Source organism: Planktothrix rubescens CCAP 1459/22 (genome assembly GCA_904830895.1).
GTDB lineage: Bacteria > Cyanobacteriota > Cyanobacteriia > Cyanobacteriales > Microcoleaceae > Planktothrix > Planktothrix agardhii.
Genome location: LR882958.1, coordinates 62,831 through 82,339, shown reverse-complemented (window position 1 = coordinate 82,339; position 19,509 = coordinate 62,831). Strand labels below are relative to the sequence as shown.

Here is a 19,509-nt window from a genome sequence, read left to right as displayed (position 1 = left end):
TAGATTGAATTAGAGAAATAACCTGATTATGAATACAGAACCTAACAATCAACCCCCATCGAATCAACTTCAGAGCGCTGGAGATCTTAATATTTCGGGTGACGAAAATCCGATAGCAGTGGTCACGACAAACCGCGATGCCAATATTAGAACTCTTGCAAAATAATTTTATGGTATTATGGTGAGTTTTGCTCAATTTCATAAAATCCCAGAGACTAACCATTCTTCACAAACTTTTGCTAAAAACTCCATAAAATGGTAAAAATTGAAAGTGAATTAAGACAATAACTCTGCGATGAACACTCAATTTTATCTAAATTTGAAACCTCCTGAATTTAAACGGAGATTTGGTGTCAAGATTCAAACCTTTCAAGCAATGGTTAATGCCATAGAGCAGTTCAGGTTAGAACATCCTAAAGATAGGAGAGGACGTCACACCTGCCTGACTCTCCAAGAGCAAGTTTTAGTAGCCTTGGAGTATTGGCGAGAATACAGAACATATTTTCATATTGGGACAAATTGGGGAGTATCAGAATCAACTATTTGCCGAATTGTTGCTAATATTGAATCAACTTTAATGAAAAACAGAAAAAATGTTACTCAGGAAAGAAAAAACATCACACGCTCAAAATTCAGTTAGTAATTGATCAAGAAACTAAACAGATTATTTGTACAGATTTTGGACAAGGACATTGCCACGATTTCAGCTTATTCAAAAAAAGCAAAATTCATTTTCACCCCCAAACTGATAGTTTACAAGATAGTGGCTATCAAGGGATTAAGGATTATCACTTGAATAGCTATGTACCCAAAAAGAAACCCAAAAATGGCAATCTTTCGGTCTTAGAAAAAGACTATAATCAAGCTTTGGCTCATCAACGAATTGTGATTGAACACGTTAATCGGAGCCTCAAAATTTTCAGGATCTTATCGAGTCGTTATCGAAATCGTCGTCGCCGTTATGGTCTTCGTTGTAATTTGTTGTCAGCCATTTATAATTATGAGTTGACACTCTTAGTCTGAAAGTGAAAATTTTTTATTATAGCATAGATTTTTTTTGCAAGAGGTCTAATCAATAAGAACTTTAAGTCTAGCATATAGAAATTAGATTTAAGATCACCGCATAAAAAATGCCGACACCGAACACTCGCCTCCGTCACACACCTTAACAACCTTGATGTCCCTCCTTGCGGTAGGCTAGATCAAGTGACTTTATTTGCTTGTATTATTGCTTTAGTATGTCTGTATCTGCCCCGACTCGTACCGTCCGCATTGCATCGCGCAAAAGCCAACTCGCCCTAGTCCAAACCCATTGGGTACAGGGAGAACTTCAGAAACACTTCCCCGACATCACCTTTGAAGTGCAAACCATGTCCACCCAAGGCGATAACATCCTCGATGTCGCCCTGGCTAAAATTGGCGATAAGGGACTATTTACCAAAGAATTAGAACTAGGGATGCTTGACCGTAGCAGTGATATTGCGGTGCACTCCCTCAAGGATTTACCAACTCGACTTCCCGAAGGATTAATGTTAGGCTGTGTGAGCGAACGCGAAGATCCCGCAGATGCTTTAGTTGTTCATGAAAACCACAAAGATAAACAACTAGAAACCCTGCCACCGGGTGCTATTATTGGTACTTCTTCCCTGCGGCGCCTAGCCCAACTTAGATATCATTATCCCCATTTAGAATTCAAAGATATTCGCGGCAACCTGAATACTCGTTTGCAAAAATTGGATAATGGAGAATATGATGCCATTATTCTGGCTGTTGCTGGGTTAGTTCGTTTGGATATGAGCGATCGCATTCATCAAGTCATCACCCCAGAAATTTCTCTCCACGCCGTCGGACAAGGTGCTTTAGGGATAGAATGTCGAGAGGGAGATAGCGATATTCTCGATATTATTAAAGTCCTTGAACACACTCCCACCGCCCAAAGATGTTATGCTGAACGGGCATTTTTACGCGAGTTGGAAGGCGGTTGTCAAGTTCCCATTGGAGTTAATACTTTTATTGAGGGCGACCAACTCACTTTAGTAGGAATGGTGGCAAGTCTTGATGGTAAACGGTTAATTAAAGATACCGTAATTGGAAATACCACTGATGCTGAAGATTTGGGTATTCAACTCGCCCATAAACTCAAAGATCAAGGTGCCCAAGAAATTTTAAACGAGATTTTTGCTGAAATTCAACGTAGTTAATTATTCTCCTGTTTAGGTGTTAATAGTTCTAAGAGGATTACGCAGATTAACACAGATTAAAATCCGTGAAATCCGTGAAATCCTCTTAAATCCGTGATCCCCATTACCCTGAATTAAAACCATGCCTGAATATCCTGAAGCCTTTAAAACCGCGTTAAAATTTACCTTAAAATGGGAAGCTGGTGTTGGCGATCCTAGAGATTTAGCGGGTACAGTCAATTATGGTATTTCTCAACCCACTTATGATAGCTATTTACAAGGTAAAAAATTAGCTTCTAAGTCAGTTTTACAAATTACCTCAACCGAAGTAGAAGCAGTCTATTATGAACAATTTTGGAAACCCTGTTTAGCAGATTCCATGGTCTTACCTTTAGCCGTAGCCCATTTTGATACCGCCGTTAATTTTAGTGTCAAAGGTAGTTTAGAATTTCTACAAGAAGCCATTGGCGGGTTAACAGTTGATGGAAATTTTGGAGCTAAATCAAAAACTGCACTAGAAAAAGTCAATAATTTACAAACCGCCCAACGCTATGGTCAGAATCGAATTGACTATCGGTATCAACGGGTAAAAGCTAACCCCAGTCAAGAAGTTTTCTTGGCGGGATGGTTACGACGAGATCAGGATTTATTGCGCTATGTGAATGAATTAGGCGGATTAACAACACCGAAACCAACAGCAAAACCTGTCAATCAAACGGAAATATTGAGTAAAGTAGAACAGGCTATTCAGTTATTACAAGAAGCCGTGGATTTACTCAAAAAACAATAACTATATATGAACAAATCTTTAAAATTATTATTAGTATCTACTCCGGTTGGGCCCTTGGGGTCTGGGTTGGGAGGAGGTGTGGAATTAACGGTATTAAATCTGGCAAAGATTTTGCGAAAACGGGGTCATAAAATTACAATTGTTGCTCCTAAAACTTCTAAATTAGAATCATTTTCAATAGTAGAAATTCCAGGAGAATTACAAACTTTAGCCCAAACCCAAAGTCGTCAAGATCCAGTAATTTTACCCAATAATTCCGTATTAGCCAATATGTGGAATTATACCATAAAAATAGCGGATCAGTATGATATTATTGTCAATTTTGCTTATGATTGGTTGCCTTTATTTTTAACACCTTTTTTTAAAGGTAAATTAATCCATTTAGTCAGCATGGCTTCTTTAACGGATGTGATGGATCGGGCGGTTCAAGAAGCAATCAAACACTGTCCGGGTTCTATTGCTTTTCATACCCATAGTCAAGGGGAAACCTTTGGCTTAAAAGAGGGTTATTTTTGTTTAAGTAGTGCTATTGAATTATCTCAATATTGTTTTTGCAGTCAACCCCAAAATCAATTGGCTTGGGTGGGTAGAATTTCCCCAGAAAAAGGTTTAGAAGATGCGGTGGCTGCTTCAGCTAAAACGGGTATACCCTTAATGATTATGGGCAAGATTCAAGACCCAGTTTATTGGGAAAATATTCTGAATAATTATGTTGATGCTCCTATGGAATATTTAGGCTTTTTATCAACAGAAAAACTGCAAGCAAAACTAGGTCAATGTCGGGCTTTACTAATGACCCATCGCTGGATAGAAGCCTTTGGAAATGTTGCAATTGAAGCCTTAGCCTGTGGTGTTCCAGTCATCTCCTATCGTCGAGGCGGGCCAACAGAAATTATTCGAGATGGAATTACAGGTTGGTTAGTAGAACCTGATAATATTAATCAGTTAGTTCATGCTATCAATAATATAGATAAAATTGACCGTTCTGTGTGTCGTAAACAGGCAGAAACCGAATATTCTTTAGATAGATTAGGTGATCGCATGGAACAATGGTTATTTCAACTCATCCCGTAGTAAGCCCTGAAGGGCTTTCTTATTATTATTATTTTATATCACAAACAAACAATCATGAACAATTTTCCAAGATTAAAACCCGGAGATAAATTAAAAGTAATTACCCCCAGTGGAGCATTAAGAGAATGGGAAAGGTTTGAGGCTGGGCTTGAAATTTGGCGATCGCATGGTTATAATATTGAATTAACATCGGGTTTTGATCAAGTTACAGGCTATTTAGCCGGAACCGATGAAAACCGCCGACAACAGTTAATAGAAGCCTTAACCGATCCCAATTGTCGCGGGATTTTATGCGCTAGGGGCGGGTTTGGTTCAACTCGATTATTAGAAGGTTGGAAATGGGAAAATATCACCCAAATTTCCCCCGATCCTAAATTTTTAATCGGATTTTCTGATATTACCGGACTATTATGGGCTTTTGCAAATCACCCCCAAATTATCGGCATTCATGGCCCAGTTATTACCACCTTAGCTACTGAGCCAGATTGGTCAATTCAACGTTTATTTAAAGGAATAGAAACCGGATTTTTTGATACTTTACAAGGAGAAGGTTGGGGTGGAAAATCGGTTTCAGGTCGATTATTTCCAGCTAACTTAACTGTGGCAACCAACTTATTAGGAACAGCCTATCAACCGGATTTAACTAATACTATTATTGCTTTTGAAGATGTTAACGAAGAACCCTATCGTTTGGATCGAATGTTAACCTATTGGCGCATGGTCGGAGGGTTTAAAGGAGTTAGAGGAATTGGATTAGGAAGATTTAGTGATTGTCATGCTAAAGGGAATAATAATAGTTTTACCCTAGAAGAAGTATTACGCGATCGCTTAGGGGATTTAGGCATTCCCATTGTCTCTAATTTACCCTTTGGTCATCAAGGATCTAATCCTATTTTACCCGTTGGGATGATGGTTAATCTTGATGGAGAAAAGGGAACATTAAGTTGGGGTTAGAGTTAAGTCTAATTTAACCACAAAGACACAAAGACACAAAGAAATTGTTATAAACATTATATAAATTATCATCGTAGGGGCGGGTTCGAGACTATCTGTGATTTTCACCCCAAAACTATCTAAACCCGCCCCTATTTCTAATTTGGAATAGACTGTGCTACAATAAGAAGCAATTGCATCAAACTTCTTTATGCAATAAAACTAAGTGAAATCAGCTTTTCCTTTTTTAGTTTATCAAAGATGAATATTATTGAATTTTTTGAATTAAGTGCTGGAAAATGGTTTTCCCAACGCACTTTACACAATTTAAAATCAGGACAATTACAGGCGGGTAAGTCTAATCTGATTATTGAGAGTTTACCCCAAACTGATGCTAAAGTTATTCAACTTTGTCAACAGCATCATATTGACCCGACCACAATTTCCGATGGGTTTCGCTTGACCTGGGATGGAACAACAGAAGGAAACTCTAATCAACAAAAAGGCTCGGCTATTTTAGTTCCAATTATTAATCCTGAACATCCCCAAGCAGGTCAATTACTCCAATCTCAAGGTACTAACCCGAATCAATCTCTATCGGGAAGCTATAGTTTCGGAGAGGATGAAGTATTAACCATAATTACAGAATCTCCTAACTTTTATGTAGAAGAAAGGTTATGGTATTTGATGCCAAATCTCCGACTTAGAACTAGCATTGTTAAAAACAATACTGGACTAACTCAGGCTTCTTTTTGTTCGGAAATTCGCATGGGAGTCCAATAATATTAAGGGTGGGTTAAGTTTAATCTATAGCGCTACGCATTACAGTTAGGATACTTCTAAATCCTGTTCCCTGTTTCCTAGTGCGTAGCGCTCTAAGTACCTAAACAAAATTAATTACACATCCTCCACCCTGTTCCCTCCCCCCCTAGCCCCCCGTGCACGGGGGGTTTGGGGGGGCTGTTCCGGTGTTCCGGTGTTCCGGTGTTCCCTGTTCCCTGCTATATTATTTTTATTTTGCATATCTACACAAAATAAAGTTAATAGCTACCCTAATATTACCCAAATTTAAAATTTTAAATTATCTAATTCTTGCAATAAAGTATTAATAAAATCCTGAGTCTGTGTTAAATTCAGTTGCCCAAAAGCTTGCCATTCTTCCGGTGTAATTTTATTATTGCTTTGAATCACTTCTTGTATCCAATAGGGTAAATCAGTGGGGTTGCTAATTAATTCATAGCTTTTTTCCAAAGCATTTTGACCTAAATTTTCTCCATTATATTGAGTCACTAAGCATAATTTGAGTAACTTAGCCAAATTACTTTCAGGAGGAATTGAGAGTAAAAAAGCCATTGTTTGAGCCAGGGTATTTTTGTTAAATTCCATGAAATTCTATTCCTTTTTTTACAGATTTATGCTAGAAGAAATTATCAAGTATTATTAGGATTAAGGATGTTTTGATCCGTCAGGCATTATAGCACCTTTTAAATAGGCTCCACGCAAGTCATATTGACTGACATTAGCACCTCTGAGGTTCGCGCCTGTTAAATAAGCACCTTTCATATCTGCACCACTCAGATTCGCATTGCTGAGATTTGCTCCACTCAAATTTGTATGTCTTAAATCAGCACAAATTAGGTTAGCATGACTCAGGTTAGCACTACTCAGATTTGCGTAACTTAGTTTCGCAAAACCAAAGTTAGCATGACTCAAATTAGCGCCCGTAAGGTTTACGCGAGCTAGTAAAGCATTTCCCAGATTAGCATGATTCAGGTCAGCATGATTCAGGTCAGATTTAGTTAAATTAGCTTCGCTTAAATCAGCTTTAGGAAGATTAATTCTGACTAATTTCGCTCCGGGTAAATCTAAATTATTTAAAGCAACTCCATCTTCATTCAAATCTTGTAAAGCAATAATTCTGGCTGGGCTAACTTTGACACCATGAGCCGCATCAATCACACTCCAAGCTTGATATCGAAATTCTTTTTTTCGGTCAGGAATTTCTTTGACATATAGAATGATAGCCACGATAATACTAATCGGTTCAATGTCTGATAAAATTCTCGATAGTACCGAATCATCAGGGGTAAAAATAACTAAAACCACCAACATAAAAGCAATGGTAATGGCTACGACCCATGTAGGTGATTCCCAAAACCAATCCAGAATTTTTTTGAAAATATATTTAAAACTATTTTGAATTAGTTTTAGGGGTTTTAATATTAGTCTAATGACTTGACTTAAATTCCGTTGCTGTGGTGCAGTTTTCTCCCTACCCATTCTTCCAGATTGGGGGAAAACCGTTTCCCCAGTTGATGAGGGAAAGGGTATAGCTTTGATTTCCGGTTTTTCTGATTTTACAGCAACATCTACCCCTGCACCTTCTAACATTAAATTAGAGGTATTTGTATAAATCTCAAGCCAAGCTTGTGCGACATCTGGAGTCCAATCTTCTTGTAAATAATCGGCGAAAGTATTGAGTAAAATTTCACCCACAAGGGGATAATGTTCTGTAATTGTACCATAGCCTTTATGTCTAGCACCCAAATCTTTTAACACGGGAATCAGCGCTTCGGGTGTGCGTAAACCTTCTACTAATAAAATTAGAGAATTAAGTAGTTTTTTCCCTTGCTTATCCATATCAGTTTTGCCAAACAAATGTTGAGTTTCTGGATAAGTTTCAAACAGATTTTCATAAAAACTAGCAACAAATTTGACCGCCCGTGGCTTGATTTTCTCAAAGCTCGTTTCAACGAGTTCTATTTGTGCAGTTGTCGATAATTGCGGGGTTGTTTCTTTAGCTAAGGAAACGGATATTTGAGGCGGTGAGGGAGGGTTTTGTATCTCTGGCTGTGTGCTTAACTGAGAAATATCTACCCCTGCACCTTCTAACATTAATTGAGAGGTTGTTGTGTAAATCTCAAGCCAAGCTTGTGCGACTTCGGGAGTCCAATCTGCTTGCAAATAATCGGCAAAAGTTTGTAATAAAATGTCACCGACAAGGGGATAATATTCTGCAACTGTACCATAGCCTTTATGTCTAGCGCCTAAATCTTTGAGAATGGGAACTAACAATTCAGGTGTGCGTAAACCTTCGACTAATAAAATTAGAGAATTAAGCAGTTTTTTCCCTTGCTTATCCATATCAGTTTTGCCAAATAAACGTTGAGTTTCTGGATAAGTTTCAAACAGATTTTGGTAAAAGCTAGAGACAAATTCGACCGCCCGGGGCTTAATTTTCTCAAAGCTGGTTTCAACGAGTTCAATGCGTAAATTTGAATAAGATGATTTCATATTCATAATTATGGTTATCCTTATTGAATTTGATGACTCACTTCTGTTAAACTCTTGGAAAATAACAACCTTTGTTTCAGTTTAGCAATTACTTTAAATTAGTTAACTCTTTGGTTCCATAGTCTTACTGTTTTTAGGTATAGAATTATCCCAATTAACCCATTCTGTTTCGATTTCAGCTTGTAGTTGTTGGCAAAATTGATCTAAAGGTAAGTCATTGCGATCATAACCGAAAGGATTTTCAATTTCCACACCAATATCTTCTATTCCTAATAAAGCAAAACTAATAATTCCCACAACCGGAATAGTAAACCAATCTAGTTCTTTGACAAATTGAAAAGGTAAAGCAAAACAATATAACAACAATAAATGTTTGAGATGAATTGAATAAGCTCTAGGAAGTGGGGTATTTAAAATTCGTTCGCAACTACTAAATAGCATTATGATTTGGTCTAAAGAACGATTCAATTCAATAAAAAATCTATAGGGAATTACCTGATCTTCATAATAAAGATGACGAAAATATTCGGCAAACCAATTAATAATTCTCAGGGGAATATTATCAGTTTTTTGTAGTTCCAAATAGTCTTCTGGAGTCATTAATTCTGCTATATTATCATCAATATTTTCGTTTCTCAAACGTAATTTGATCGCCATTATTAATATACCCACTAATCTGATATGAGTATTTTTTTTTGCCCGGCTTTCAGTGCTATTTTCAGGAACAATTGTCCAAATATTCCGGCACAAAATTCGACCTGCATTAATCAAGTCATACCAAAGTTTACAACCTTCCCAAAATCTGTCATAAGCTGTATTTGTCCTAAAAACTAATAATAGTCCCAGGACGATTCCAGGAATTAAAGTGGAGAGAATCGGTTGGTTGACGGCAATTCCTTGGTGATAGGCAATGGTGATCAGTAAAGCAAAGATCATCGTCGCTATTACTCGCCGCCAAATAGTCAGAATAACCGAGTTTCTTAAATCAATTGCTAAATCTAGCCAAGTTGAGTTTTTGATTAATTTCATCATAAAGTTTGATTGATATTAAGGAGCCAAGTGGATTAAAATTATAGAAAACTATTGAATATAATCCCATAGAATTTTTAGAAATTTATCTAAAGATTGAGCGGGTGTTTCTTTCCTCCAAACGGCAGTGGAGCGGGCGTAGTATAGGGGATGGTGTAGCTTGACAAACACCGTTTGGGGATGGGGTAGTGCTTCTGCCTCACTCGGCATAATTGCTACCCCTTGCCCTGTGGCAACCAAAGCAATCATTGAGGCATGACTATTGACCATAAATTCTTCTTCTAATTTATCGGGTGGATTACCCATAAAAGCAATATCAATCCCGCCATTTTGCAACGCTTTAACTTGCTCACTCGGCGACATCTCCCGAAAACTTACAACCTAGAAAACTTTCTCCGAAATAGCCTGAATTTCTTAAATTAATCCGTCCCTACTCTTGCATCCCAGCATAGAGTAATCGAGCAAATAATCGGGCTCCATCATCTTTTTTAAGTTCAGAATATTCGGGATGTTTACGAAAACCCACAGACCTTAAATCCGATAATAATTCTGGGTGAAATTGACAGGTAAATGAGCGCCGAATCAACTTACTTTCAAAATCTTTATAGTTGATACAGGTTGCAGAACATTCGGTGAGAATTTCATCTTCATGGGCTGTTGAACAGAGAATTTCTATCGCATAAGGCATTTGCATCAGCCAAGATAGGGGACTTCCTGCGAGAATATGACGATGGGAAATAATCGTATCATGGAGTAATCTATAGGCCCAATTTGCAAATAGAATTGCTTCTTCATTCACTTCATCTGAGTGAAACATGGCAATATTAAGTTCGTGTTCATATTCGATAGAAGTATCAATCACTCCTTCAAATTCATCAGCCGTTACTTCATGAACTGTAATTAATTCTTGGGGAATTCCTGAACTTTCGCTATCAGGAGATTCGTAATGATGTAACTGGCGATCGCCAACTTCTTTAAATTCGTTTGGCCCCACAGCAAATTCAGGATCATGCCAACTTCGAGCCACGATATTACCATTCTTTTTCTGAACAGAAAGAGAATTCCCAATCCTTTCAATTTCTTGACAAACATTTTGCAAGGCTTTGAGAGTTTTTCCTGATAAATCGTTCTCTAATTGGCTTAAATTAAGTACCTGTTGCACCGCCTTTTGAATCAAATTAATGTGTCCTTGGGCAGCTAATTGATGTCCTAAACAAATAAAAATTGCGGGGGCACTGGTTGGTGTTCGAGATAACAGTAACTTTTCCACAAATAAATGTAAATCTGCGAGAGAAGATTTGCCACCTGCAAAGCTAGAAGCATCTCGGACTGATGGATCTCCTCCTTCCACAACCACCGCTAACCCAGAAGAAATCACCGGAATAATTGTTTCAGGATCGAGTAATCCTGACGACCACAAAGGAAACAAAATTGAGTCGCAGTCCGCAATTGTTTGAGCAATATAGGCAACATTAAGGGATGCTCTAACGTGCTCTCCTAATGGATTATATCCAACGTGTTCCCAGGGTTCAATAATGGCGATCGCATTCCGAAAAAGCCGAGGATGTTGCATCAGAAATTCAAAATCCGACTGACAGTTAATCACCTTTTCTAAAGGTTTACCTTTTCCCCATTCAAAGGCTTTATTTTCCGTGAGCAGAGATTTATTCGGTAAGGGGGTTGCTGAATGACGATTTGCAATGAAATATCCCAGCAAAATGTGTACAGATTCAAAATCTGAGCAACCTGCGTTTAAATATCCAGGTTTAAGCCGCCAGTCTAACGCCATAATTTTCTTGAGTTGTTGGGTATTTATTATTATTGCAATAATTCAGTGGAAAGACATTGTTCTACAAAATTCTCTAAACTTTTAAAGAATCTATTCATACGGCATGATCAAAATTACTATCGCTATTTACTTTTGAGTCTTTAAACGCAATTGATTTAACTCATCAATGGTGTTTACAATTTTAGTTTTCCATTTACTATCGTCATTTTTCTGAATCAATGACTCAACGATCGCGTCTAAAGAAGCGAGTAACCAGTTTTCTTCTCTTTCATCTCCATCATCGAGTTCCATAAAACCAAAGAAATAGTCTTGATTCCGTGCGATCAAATTACGCCAGACATCAGATGGAGGAACAGACCAGTCAATTTCCCAAACCTGTTTTAGCATTCTAATAAAAAACTGTTCTTCTGGACTGCGATGGGCTTCCTTTGACAGCTTCTCTACAGCATCAATTAATTTTTTCTTGTTCATGATAGAGATAGTATTGTTGGTGATATCAAAATTAAATCTATCTGTATAGAATACCATATAATCGCCCTTTAAATCTTTACTAATTGTTAATTTGAGTTGACCCCAATCTTAACTTTTATATCGGTTCAATTGGAAAGGTAAAATTAAGTAGAAATACCGAATCTTATTGGAAAATTTTAGAACAGAAAAAAAGGTTGACTAGAGGAATATTATCGGATAAACTTCAGCCTAACTAACTACCATTATTAATTCGCTGAATTAAAGTATTAGCGATCGCTTCGGGAGGCAAAACTTCAACGGCAGCATTTAACTGAACTGCCGCTTTAGGCATACCATAGACAATAGAACTTTTTTCATCCTGAGCGATCGTATGCCATCCAGTCTCACGCAAAACCTTGAGTCCATCAGCACCATCTTGTCCCATCCCCGTAAGTAATACAGCAATTTCTTTATGATGCCAGTGTTGGGCAAGACTCTTAAAAAATACATCTACAGAGGGTCTATAAGGATAGTTAACAGGTTCTTTTGTGTAATATAATGTGAGATCGGAACGGATACTAAGATGATCGTTAGTCCCGGCAATATGGACAATACCCTTTTCCAAGCGATCGCCAATATTAGCCAATCGCACCGTCAGAGGTGTTTGATGATTTGCCAATCAGCTTGCTGAGGGTGACAATTTTGGCGAGTAAGGGTTGGTGAGAATTTGAGCTTCCTTGAGTTCCTAAAATCGGAGTATCCACCGCATCACGCGCCCCATATCCCATCGCCTCAAACACTTTTCCGGCATGGTTTCCCACGCTTGCCGTCACGATCAAAATGGTACAGGGACTCTGCTGCATAATCTGGCGAGTCGCTTCCACACCGTCCATAATCGGCATAAACAAATCCATTAAAATCAAGTCAGGAGTATCTTTTGCACAACGGTCAACGGCTTCTTTACCATCGCGTGCAATCCAGATAACTTGATAATTGGGAACAGTTAAAAGCACTCGCTTAAGAGCTTCTACCCCACATTCCGCAGATAGGGGTCAAATTTTCCACTAATTCTAAAAAATAGAAACCTATTCCAATTTTTCGGTGAACTTCCGAGGCTTTACTATCAAATTATATAGCTAGTTTACCGCTATTTAACTAAACATAAATAATTACTATTTTTTAATAGAAATAGAACTCCATTTTTTTAATATATTTGTATTTTATCACCAAATTCTTTTCAGCCAAGAGTTCTCATCTTGACTCATAACTTAGATTTTTTACAACTATTTCCCCCTTTCTTTTAATCTTTATCCCCCAGGAATCATTAAATAGTATTGACAGCAATCTTTCCCTAAATGCTGCAATATTTCTTGACGTTCTTGGGTTAAGTTACTCACTTGGTTTTCTCCATTTATCCTGACTAAATGCACCGCTTGGAACATTTGAAATATCCACCGCATCGTCGGTTTATTCGTTAATTTCTTGACCTGATTTCTTACCCCTTCTTGGGCTGTTTCTAATTGTTTTCTCAATTTTCTTTGAGCTAGGTTATACACTAACAAGCACAATCCCATTATCATCGCTATTGCTTCCACTCTCTCTGGTTTTTTCACGAATACACTTGCTGTGAAAAATAACGGATCTTTTAAAAATCTAAATCCTCTCTCGTTACTTTGCTGCGCTTTGTATTCGGCTAATAGCTTTTCATTACTCACCTCTTTCTTGTCTAATATATTTGTCGCTAATATAAATCTTCCGGCTTTGATTTTTTCCGCTTCTATCACTGATTCTCTAGGTTCTATCTCTCCTGTTACTTGATAAACTATTGTCTTTTCTTGATTCCCTTTTTCTGTTTTACTTTGGCTTTTTTTACTGGCTTTTTCTGTGCATTTTATTTCTTTTATTTCGTGATATTTCCACGAATCTGATAACATTTTTATCCCAATCTCTGCATCCGCTATGCAAGCATACTCTTGTTTCAATAGCTTCCGCAGTGATGCTTTGGCGTTCTCTAACTGTTTTTCTACTTGCTCTGATATTTTTTTTAGGGCTGCTTTTTTCCTGGCTTCACTTTCTACTACTAACCATCTTTGTTTTATGTTTGCGTACTCACTTGATTTCGTTGCTATTCTATATCCTTTTATTTGACTCTGCTCCCATTCTTCCTCTTCTATCTCTACAATCTTATTTTGCGCTTCTTTTATACTTAATGGTACTCTTGTTATCCATTTCATTCCTGCCATTGCTCCTATATTCTCTGCTGTGTATAATGCACTGTCTGCTACACATATTCCTTCAAATGTCCATTGCTTTTTAAATTCTTTTAGTCTTTCTACAAATACGCTTTTATCATCGGCGTTTCCGTCATCTATTTTTAGATATAATGGCACATCTCCGTCTCCGCTTACTACCATATCTATTATAAATTGTTTCAGATCTGGTCTTTTATCTCTTGAGTATCCATGCACTATTTTTATGGCTTTCATTTCTTCTTCTATTTCCTGATTTTCTTCTTCTTTACTTTTGTATTCTCCCTCTACTGATATCGAACTGCTATCTAGGTGTACGCTTTCCTTTTCTACTTGGAATTTTTGGGCGGCTTTTAGGGCTATTGCTGTGAATAGATTTGTTGTTCCTACTTCATAATATTTATCTAATGCTCTCCCGATTCTGTCATCATTTAGTTGCTCTGCTATTACTCCTTCTCCTATTAAATGTTCTGTTGCTTTCCCTACGAAAAAGTTCTCGAATAGGTACAGCGGCGCGCTCAAAAACCCTAATCCATTCAAAATCATTGCTTTCATTACCTGTCCTGGGCTTATGGCTTCTTTTCCTCTTAATCCCACTTTTTTATTCACTTCTTCTACTAATTCCATCTCATCTATTACGCCTGCTACTATTCCTAAATGGTCTAAATTCACGATTTCTATCGCTTCTAGGGGGTTTTTCATATTTTTATTTGTTCAGCTACTCTAATTATTATTCTACATTGAAAATAGCCCAAATGATTGCCATATAATGATTTGGGCTTTTATTTATTCCAATTTAATTGGCAATTCAATTGGCTTAAATATCTGCGGAATGTGGGTTCTACAGCCATAGCCGTATCATTGACGATCGCAATTCTCATATTTGTAATAGGGAATAGGGAATAGGAAATAGGGAATGGGGAATTACGAATTACGAATGGGGAATTCAGTAACCTATCTTCCAATCAGATCAATGATGGCATTGATTAATGTATCATCGTGAAAGCTGCTTTTGGTTAGGTAATAATTTGCCCCGGCTTCCATGCCTTGAATCCGGTCATCCTCGCGATCGCGATAGGAAACAATAATCACAGGAATAACCTGAAATTTAGGATGTTCTTTAATTTGCTTCACCAGTTCAATCCCATTCATCCGAGGCATATCAATATCGCTAACAATCAAATCATAAGAATTGCTGCGAATAGCCGTCCAAGCATCCATCCCATTCACGGCAACATCAACATTATAGCCCCAATTTTGTAACAATTTCCGGGTCATTTCTCGCACCGTAATCGAATCATCCACAACTAAAATACGTTTATGGTCGTCGGCTTTTTTGGCTTTAGCTTTGGCTTTATTAATATCAACAGGTCTTAATTGACCACTGTTGAGCATATTGTCAATGGTTCGGACTAAATCAGAAACATCCAAAATTAAAACCGGAGAGCCATCATCCATCAAGGCAGAGGCACTAATATCCCGAACCTTACCCAAACGGGGGTCAAGGGGACGCACCACCAAATCTCGCTCACCGAGAAACTCATCTACAAAAAGACCATAAGCGTTAGATTGGTCACTAATCACAACCACACAAAGCGCATCGGAATCGGGGAGGGTTTCAGGCAAATCTAAAATATCGTGGGCGGCGATTAACCCAATATTTTGACCATCCTTGGTAAAATATTGGCGACCTTCGACAACATAAATCTCCGACTTGTCGAGTTTAACAATTCGATCCACCCGTGCCAAAGGAAAGGCGTAGGGCTCATCAGAAATAGTGACAATCAACGTCCTCACCACCGATAGTGTCAGGGGAAGCTGAAAGTGAAAACTGGTTCCATTCCCCAATTGGGATACAGCACGGATTGTGCCACCCACCTCTTGCACCATGCTTTTAGCAATATCTAATCCCACCCCTCGCCCAGAAATTTCCGTCACTTGGTTAGTGGTCGAAAATCCAGAGAGAAACAGAAATTCAATGATTTCAGCTTCCGTCAGTTGCGCCGCCGTTTCCGATGAAGCTAAATTGCGATCGACAATATGTTGACGAATGTAATTGGGATCGATCCCTTTACCATCATCAGAAACACTAATCGCCAGCATTCCACCGCGATGAAAAGCCTCCAGGCGAATATTACCCTCCACTGGCTTCCCTGATGCCTCACGAGCTTCTGGGGATTCAATCCCATGATCAACAGCATTACGGATTATATGAGTTAGGGGAGCTTCTAGTTTTTTGAGAATATCCCGATCAACCAGAGTAGACTGACCGACAATCTGGAACTTCACCTGTTTATCTAATCGTCGGGAGAGGTCACGAACCATGCGCGGAAGTCCCTGTACGCCATCCACAAAGGGACGCATATGGGAAGCAATCACTTCTCGGTAAAGGCGATCGCTCAAGTTAGTGGTGCGACGGGCATAGAGTTCCAGTTCACTCAAACGATCGGTGAGAATTTCCCGGCATTCTTGGGCTTTCCCTCGAGCCGTATCCACAACTTGTTGGCTTTCGGGACTAATCGCCGTATTCGCTAAGGCAGTATGGAGGGTTTCCAGAAGTCGGGAAAGCTCTAATTGGCGGTATCTGAGGGCCGTAAAGGAATCGGCAAAGGGTTGCAGCCAATTGGCCTCAACCAAAGATTCACCCGCGAGCCCCATAATTCGATTCAAATTCTCGGCGCTCACCCGCACAACCCGATCATTGGGGATGGTAATTGCTTCTAAAGCGACCTTTTCTTGAGGAGGAGTTGGAGTGATCTCCAAACTCTGATCAACGTTGACTAAGGATGATCGACGAGCGTTAAAATCTGGAGGTAGCAGTGCTCTAATTGCAGCACAACAAGCCTCAAACTCTCCGATGTTTTCAGTTAGCCAAGAGAGCATCTCGGCTTCAGGAACCTGACTGATAGCCTGAAATAAGTCAACGGCTTGGAGTAAAACATCAATTTGTTCTGGGCCCAAGGTAATAATCTTGTTCTGTGCGGCTACAAAACAATCTTCCATACAGTGAGCCAAGTTAATCACCGCATCCAGAGAAATAATCCGAGCAGCACCTTTAATGGAATGGGCGACTCGCATTAGGGCTTGCAAGATTTCCTCCGATTGGGAATTAGTTTCCAAGATCAGGAGTCCCTGAGTCAAGATCGCAACCTGCGTCTGAGCCTCTTGGCGAAATAGCTCGATCATCGAATCATCACTCATGATTAAAAAACCTTATGACTTAGGGTGTACAACAAGAGTTCGGAGTCCAAAAAGTTGATCTTCTTGCCTTGCCAGGTCACAACTCCTTTGGTGTAAGCTTCTGATGCCTTGGAAATGACAACGGGAGCGTCTTTAAATTCATTGAGATGGAAGCGATAGGTTCCATGAACTTCATCCACAGGAAAAACCCACTTGTTCTCATTTTTCCCCGCTACAATCATCCGTTGGGGATTGATCGAATTCGATAAATCTACGGATTCGGTGACGGGTTCTAAGCCCAGCAAGTCTCTGATCGAAATACAGAGCAGGGTTTCACCGCGAATATTTATTAATCCCAAAAACACCGAGTTTCTACGGTGAGGGACGGTATGAATTGTGTAGAGGGGAGTCACTTCTTGGAGGATGTTAACGGGCAATGCCAGTCTCTCGTTACCTAGACGAAAAATAATCACCGAAAGGGTGTCTGTTGCCCGCACTAACGTACCTTCTCCCACTTCGGTTTGCTGTGTGGAAGATTCTGATAAAATATCCGTCCATTCTTGGAGATATTCGGGTGGAGCCTCGCGCTCTAATAAACTGCGTCCCGCCGCCGAGTAAACCTTGCAATTTCGGCAGTGGATCACGGTCTTGAGTTCGCCACAGGAGCGATCGCCCATCACCCCAATTTTATTCCAACAATCATTGAGAGTGGGAGGGTCGGAATTTTCTGGTATGATAGATACCGTATCAATATAACTTTCCATGATTTAATTCCTTATTTTTATGCTATTACTTTAAATCGTGAAATCTCTGTTTTTAAGCTATGAGTTGCTTCGTCAAGCTGTTCTAAGGCATGACTGGTTTCTCGTAACGAGTCGGCCGTCTGCTGAGATGCTTGACTCAGATGTTCCATTGCCTCGCTAATTTGCTGCGCTCCCTGAGATTGTTCATCAACGCTCTGACTCACCTGCTCAAAGCGGGGTGTTAATCCCTGAACTTGTTGAATCACTTCCGCTACTTGGTCACTAATGCGGTCTACGTCTTCGACGCTGTTAACAACGGATTTCGTAAACTTATCCATCTCGGTGACACCAATAGACACGGCTAATTGCATCTCCTTAATCATCTGCTCGATTTCTAAAGTAGCAACGGCGGTGCGATCTGCTAATCGCCGGATCTCCCTGGCCACCACCGCAAACCCCGCCCCATATTCTCCGGCTCTCTCTGCTTCGAGAGCAGCATTCAGGGACAGTAAGTTAGTTTGATCGGCTACAACCGTGATAGTTGTCACCACCTGGCTGATATTGTTAGCCCGTTGGTGCATAACTTCCAGCTTGGAAGAAATTACCTGAGTCCCTTCTAACAACTGGCGCATTACAGAATCAATGTGATGCAGATTGTCTTTACTGTTACCTGCGGCTATGGTTGTCTGTTCAGCCATCACCGCCACCTGCTCCATTGTTTTCACCAACTGCTTGGATGTCGCGGCAATTTGATGGGCCGTTGCTGAGACTTCATTAGTTGAAGCCACCTGTTCAGCCACCGTTGCTTCTAGGTTTTTGCCAGAAGCGGTAATTAAGTCGGTAGAACTGGTGATTTGATTTCCTGAGCGTTGAATCCGATTAACTAGGGCATTCAGATCTTTATTCATGGTGTAAAAGACATTCTGTAACTGCCCGACTTCATCTTCCTGTTCCGCTAGAGAAATTTCACTGGTTAAGTCTCCCGATGAAATCCGGTGAGCAATATCAACAACCCCGGCAATCTTTGCCCCAAGGGGTTTAGCGATGGTATTACTAAAGAAAATTCCAAATAAAATAGCCGTTCCCGGCCCAATAATAATCGCTACAAAAGCCCAAAATCCGACTTGAGAAACATCTTGTTCTGAGATTTTTTCGGTTTGGGATGCCAAGTCCTCATTGATTTTTAACAATGTCAATAGCAGATTCGTTACAGCTTGAGAGGGTTGACGGTTTGCCTCAACTTGGTTCTCCAGGGCTTTTAATCCAGAGTCTACGGGCTGAAATCCTCCAGTAAAATTGTCCACTACATTGACAGTTCCCTGACTCTCGAACCGCAGATTAAGTCTCAAAAACTGATCATGGGCTTTCTTCCACACATCCCACTGAGTCAAAAAGTCTTTATAAACTTTCTCTTCTTCCGCGTTCGACTTAGGAGCCGCTTCGTATTGATGAAATCCCTCTTGAATTTGCTTCCAAGCGTTATCCATGCGACCGATTTCATTCTGTCGCCCTTCTTTGTTGAGATTGATATCCAGCAAACCCCGTTCTGATGATTGAATCTGGGTTTTTCCTTCGTTAATTTTCCACAGCCCAGAAATACTAGGAACATTATTCTTGGCTAAGGTATTGATATGCTTACTCAACCGAGAACTACCGCTCAGACCGACCAAGGCGACAATCAGCACCAAAAGCCCCATAAAGATGAAAGCGACGATCAGGCGAGCCTGCATGGATTGATTTTTGAACATATTAGGTTTCCCCTTCTAAGATTCTGTTCTGAAACCGTGATCCCAGGGCT

At 39.5% G+C, this 19,509-nt stretch carries 18 protein-coding genes and 1 pseudogene; 7 read left to right on the top strand and 12 right to left on the bottom strand.

Annotation, left to right across the window (positions count from 1 at the left end; all coding sequences use genetic code 11):
- Positions 1–28 precede the first annotated feature (28 nt).
- From NMG86_RS00390 to NMG86_RS00360, 7 genes and pseudogenes are all read left to right on the top strand, one after another.
- Entirely contained in the window at positions 29–166 is a 138-nt protein-coding gene (locus NMG86_RS00390; protein ID WP_158295828.1) for a hypothetical protein, read from the top strand.
- A gap of 129 nt (positions 167–295) precedes the next feature.
- Positions 296–1,023: pseudogene (locus NMG86_RS00385) on the top strand (transposase family protein).
- Positions 1,024–1,238: 215 nt separating this feature from the next.
- Complete coding sequence (gene hemC / locus NMG86_RS00380; protein WP_026788188.1) at positions 1,239–2,201, top strand: hydroxymethylbilane synthase; 963 nt, start codon at positions 1,239–1,241, stop codon at positions 2,199–2,201.
- Positions 2,202–2,322: 121 nt separating this feature from the next.
- Positions 2,323–2,970, top strand: coding sequence for a glycoside hydrolase family 108 protein (locus NMG86_RS00375; RefSeq protein WP_026796753.1), 648 nt, complete (start codon positions 2,323–2,325; stop codon positions 2,968–2,970).
- A gap of 6 nt (positions 2,971–2,976) precedes the next feature.
- Positions 2,977–4,044, top strand: a complete 1,068-nt coding sequence (locus NMG86_RS00370; protein ID WP_026788186.1) for a glycosyltransferase family 4 protein — start codon at positions 2,977–2,979, stop codon at positions 4,042–4,044.
- A 54-nt stretch (positions 4,045–4,098) separates the two neighbouring features.
- The gene (locus tag NMG86_RS00365) at positions 4,099–4,998 is read left to right on the top strand and encodes a S66 peptidase family protein (protein ID WP_026788185.1); all 900 of its coding nucleotides are present in this window, start codon (positions 4,099–4,101) and stop codon (positions 4,996–4,998) included.
- A 240-nt stretch (positions 4,999–5,238) separates the two neighbouring features.
- Complete coding sequence (locus NMG86_RS00360; protein ID WP_026796752.1) at positions 5,239–5,760, top strand: phycobiliprotein lyase; 522 nt, start codon at positions 5,239–5,241, stop codon at positions 5,758–5,760.
- Between the two features lie 285 nt (positions 5,761–6,045).
- Here NMG86_RS00360 and NMG86_RS00355 read toward each other — a convergent pair whose 3' ends face one another.
- From NMG86_RS00355 to NMG86_RS00300, 12 genes are all read right to left on the bottom strand, one after another.
- Entirely contained in the window at positions 6,046–6,363 is a 318-nt protein-coding gene (locus tag NMG86_RS00355) for a hypothetical protein (RefSeq protein ID WP_026788183.1), read from the bottom strand.
- Between the two features lie 60 nt (positions 6,364–6,423).
- Entirely contained in the window at positions 6,424–8,271 is a 1,848-nt protein-coding gene (locus NMG86_RS00350) for a pentapeptide repeat-containing protein (protein ID WP_026798752.1), read from the bottom strand.
- A gap of 102 nt (positions 8,272–8,373) precedes the next feature.
- On the bottom strand, positions 8,374–9,303 hold the full coding sequence (locus NMG86_RS00345; protein WP_052338592.1) for a bestrophin family protein: 930 nt from the start codon (positions 9,301–9,303) through the stop codon (positions 8,374–8,376).
- A gap of 48 nt (positions 9,304–9,351) precedes the next feature.
- Positions 9,352–9,663, bottom strand: coding sequence for a LysR substrate-binding domain-containing protein (locus NMG86_RS00340; RefSeq protein WP_026788182.1), 312 nt, complete (start codon positions 9,661–9,663; stop codon positions 9,352–9,354).
- A 67-nt stretch (positions 9,664–9,730) separates the two neighbouring features.
- On the bottom strand, positions 9,731–11,089 hold the full coding sequence (locus tag NMG86_RS00335; protein WP_043937848.1) for a hypothetical protein: 1,359 nt from the start codon (positions 11,087–11,089) through the stop codon (positions 9,731–9,733).
- 126 nt (positions 11,090–11,215) lie between these two features.
- On the bottom strand, positions 11,216–11,560 hold the full coding sequence (locus NMG86_RS00330) for a hypothetical protein (RefSeq protein ID WP_026788180.1): 345 nt from the start codon (positions 11,558–11,560) through the stop codon (positions 11,216–11,218).
- Between the two features lie 232 nt (positions 11,561–11,792).
- A complete protein-coding gene (locus NMG86_RS00325; protein ID WP_337587922.1) occupies positions 11,793–12,218 on the bottom strand; it encodes a chemotaxis protein CheB in 426 nt (141 codons plus the stop codon).
- Entirely contained in the window at positions 12,178–12,552 is a 375-nt protein-coding gene (locus tag NMG86_RS00320; protein ID WP_337587921.1) for a response regulator, read from the bottom strand. Before NMG86_RS00320 ends, NMG86_RS00325 begins: the two co-directional genes overlap by 41 nt.
- Positions 12,553–12,846: 294 nt before the next feature.
- Positions 12,847–14,490: an IS1634 family transposase gene (locus NMG86_RS00315; protein ID WP_026796751.1), complete on the bottom strand. Its 1,644-nt coding sequence runs from the start codon at positions 14,488–14,490 to the stop codon at positions 12,847–12,849.
- A 252-nt stretch (positions 14,491–14,742) separates the two neighbouring features.
- The gene (locus tag NMG86_RS00310) at positions 14,743–16,989 is read right to left on the bottom strand and encodes a hybrid sensor histidine kinase/response regulator (protein ID WP_026796750.1); all 2,247 of its coding nucleotides are present in this window, start codon (positions 16,987–16,989) and stop codon (positions 14,743–14,745) included.
- A gap of 2 nt (positions 16,990–16,991) precedes the next feature.
- On the bottom strand, positions 16,992–17,732 hold the full coding sequence (locus NMG86_RS00305; protein ID WP_026788177.1) for a chemotaxis protein CheW: 741 nt from the start codon (positions 17,730–17,732) through the stop codon (positions 16,992–16,994).
- Between the two features lie 17 nt (positions 17,733–17,749).
- Positions 17,750–19,459, bottom strand: a complete 1,710-nt coding sequence (locus NMG86_RS00300) for a HAMP domain-containing methyl-accepting chemotaxis protein (RefSeq protein ID WP_026795392.1) — start codon at positions 19,457–19,459, stop codon at positions 17,750–17,752.
- Positions 19,460–19,509 lie beyond the last annotated feature (50 nt).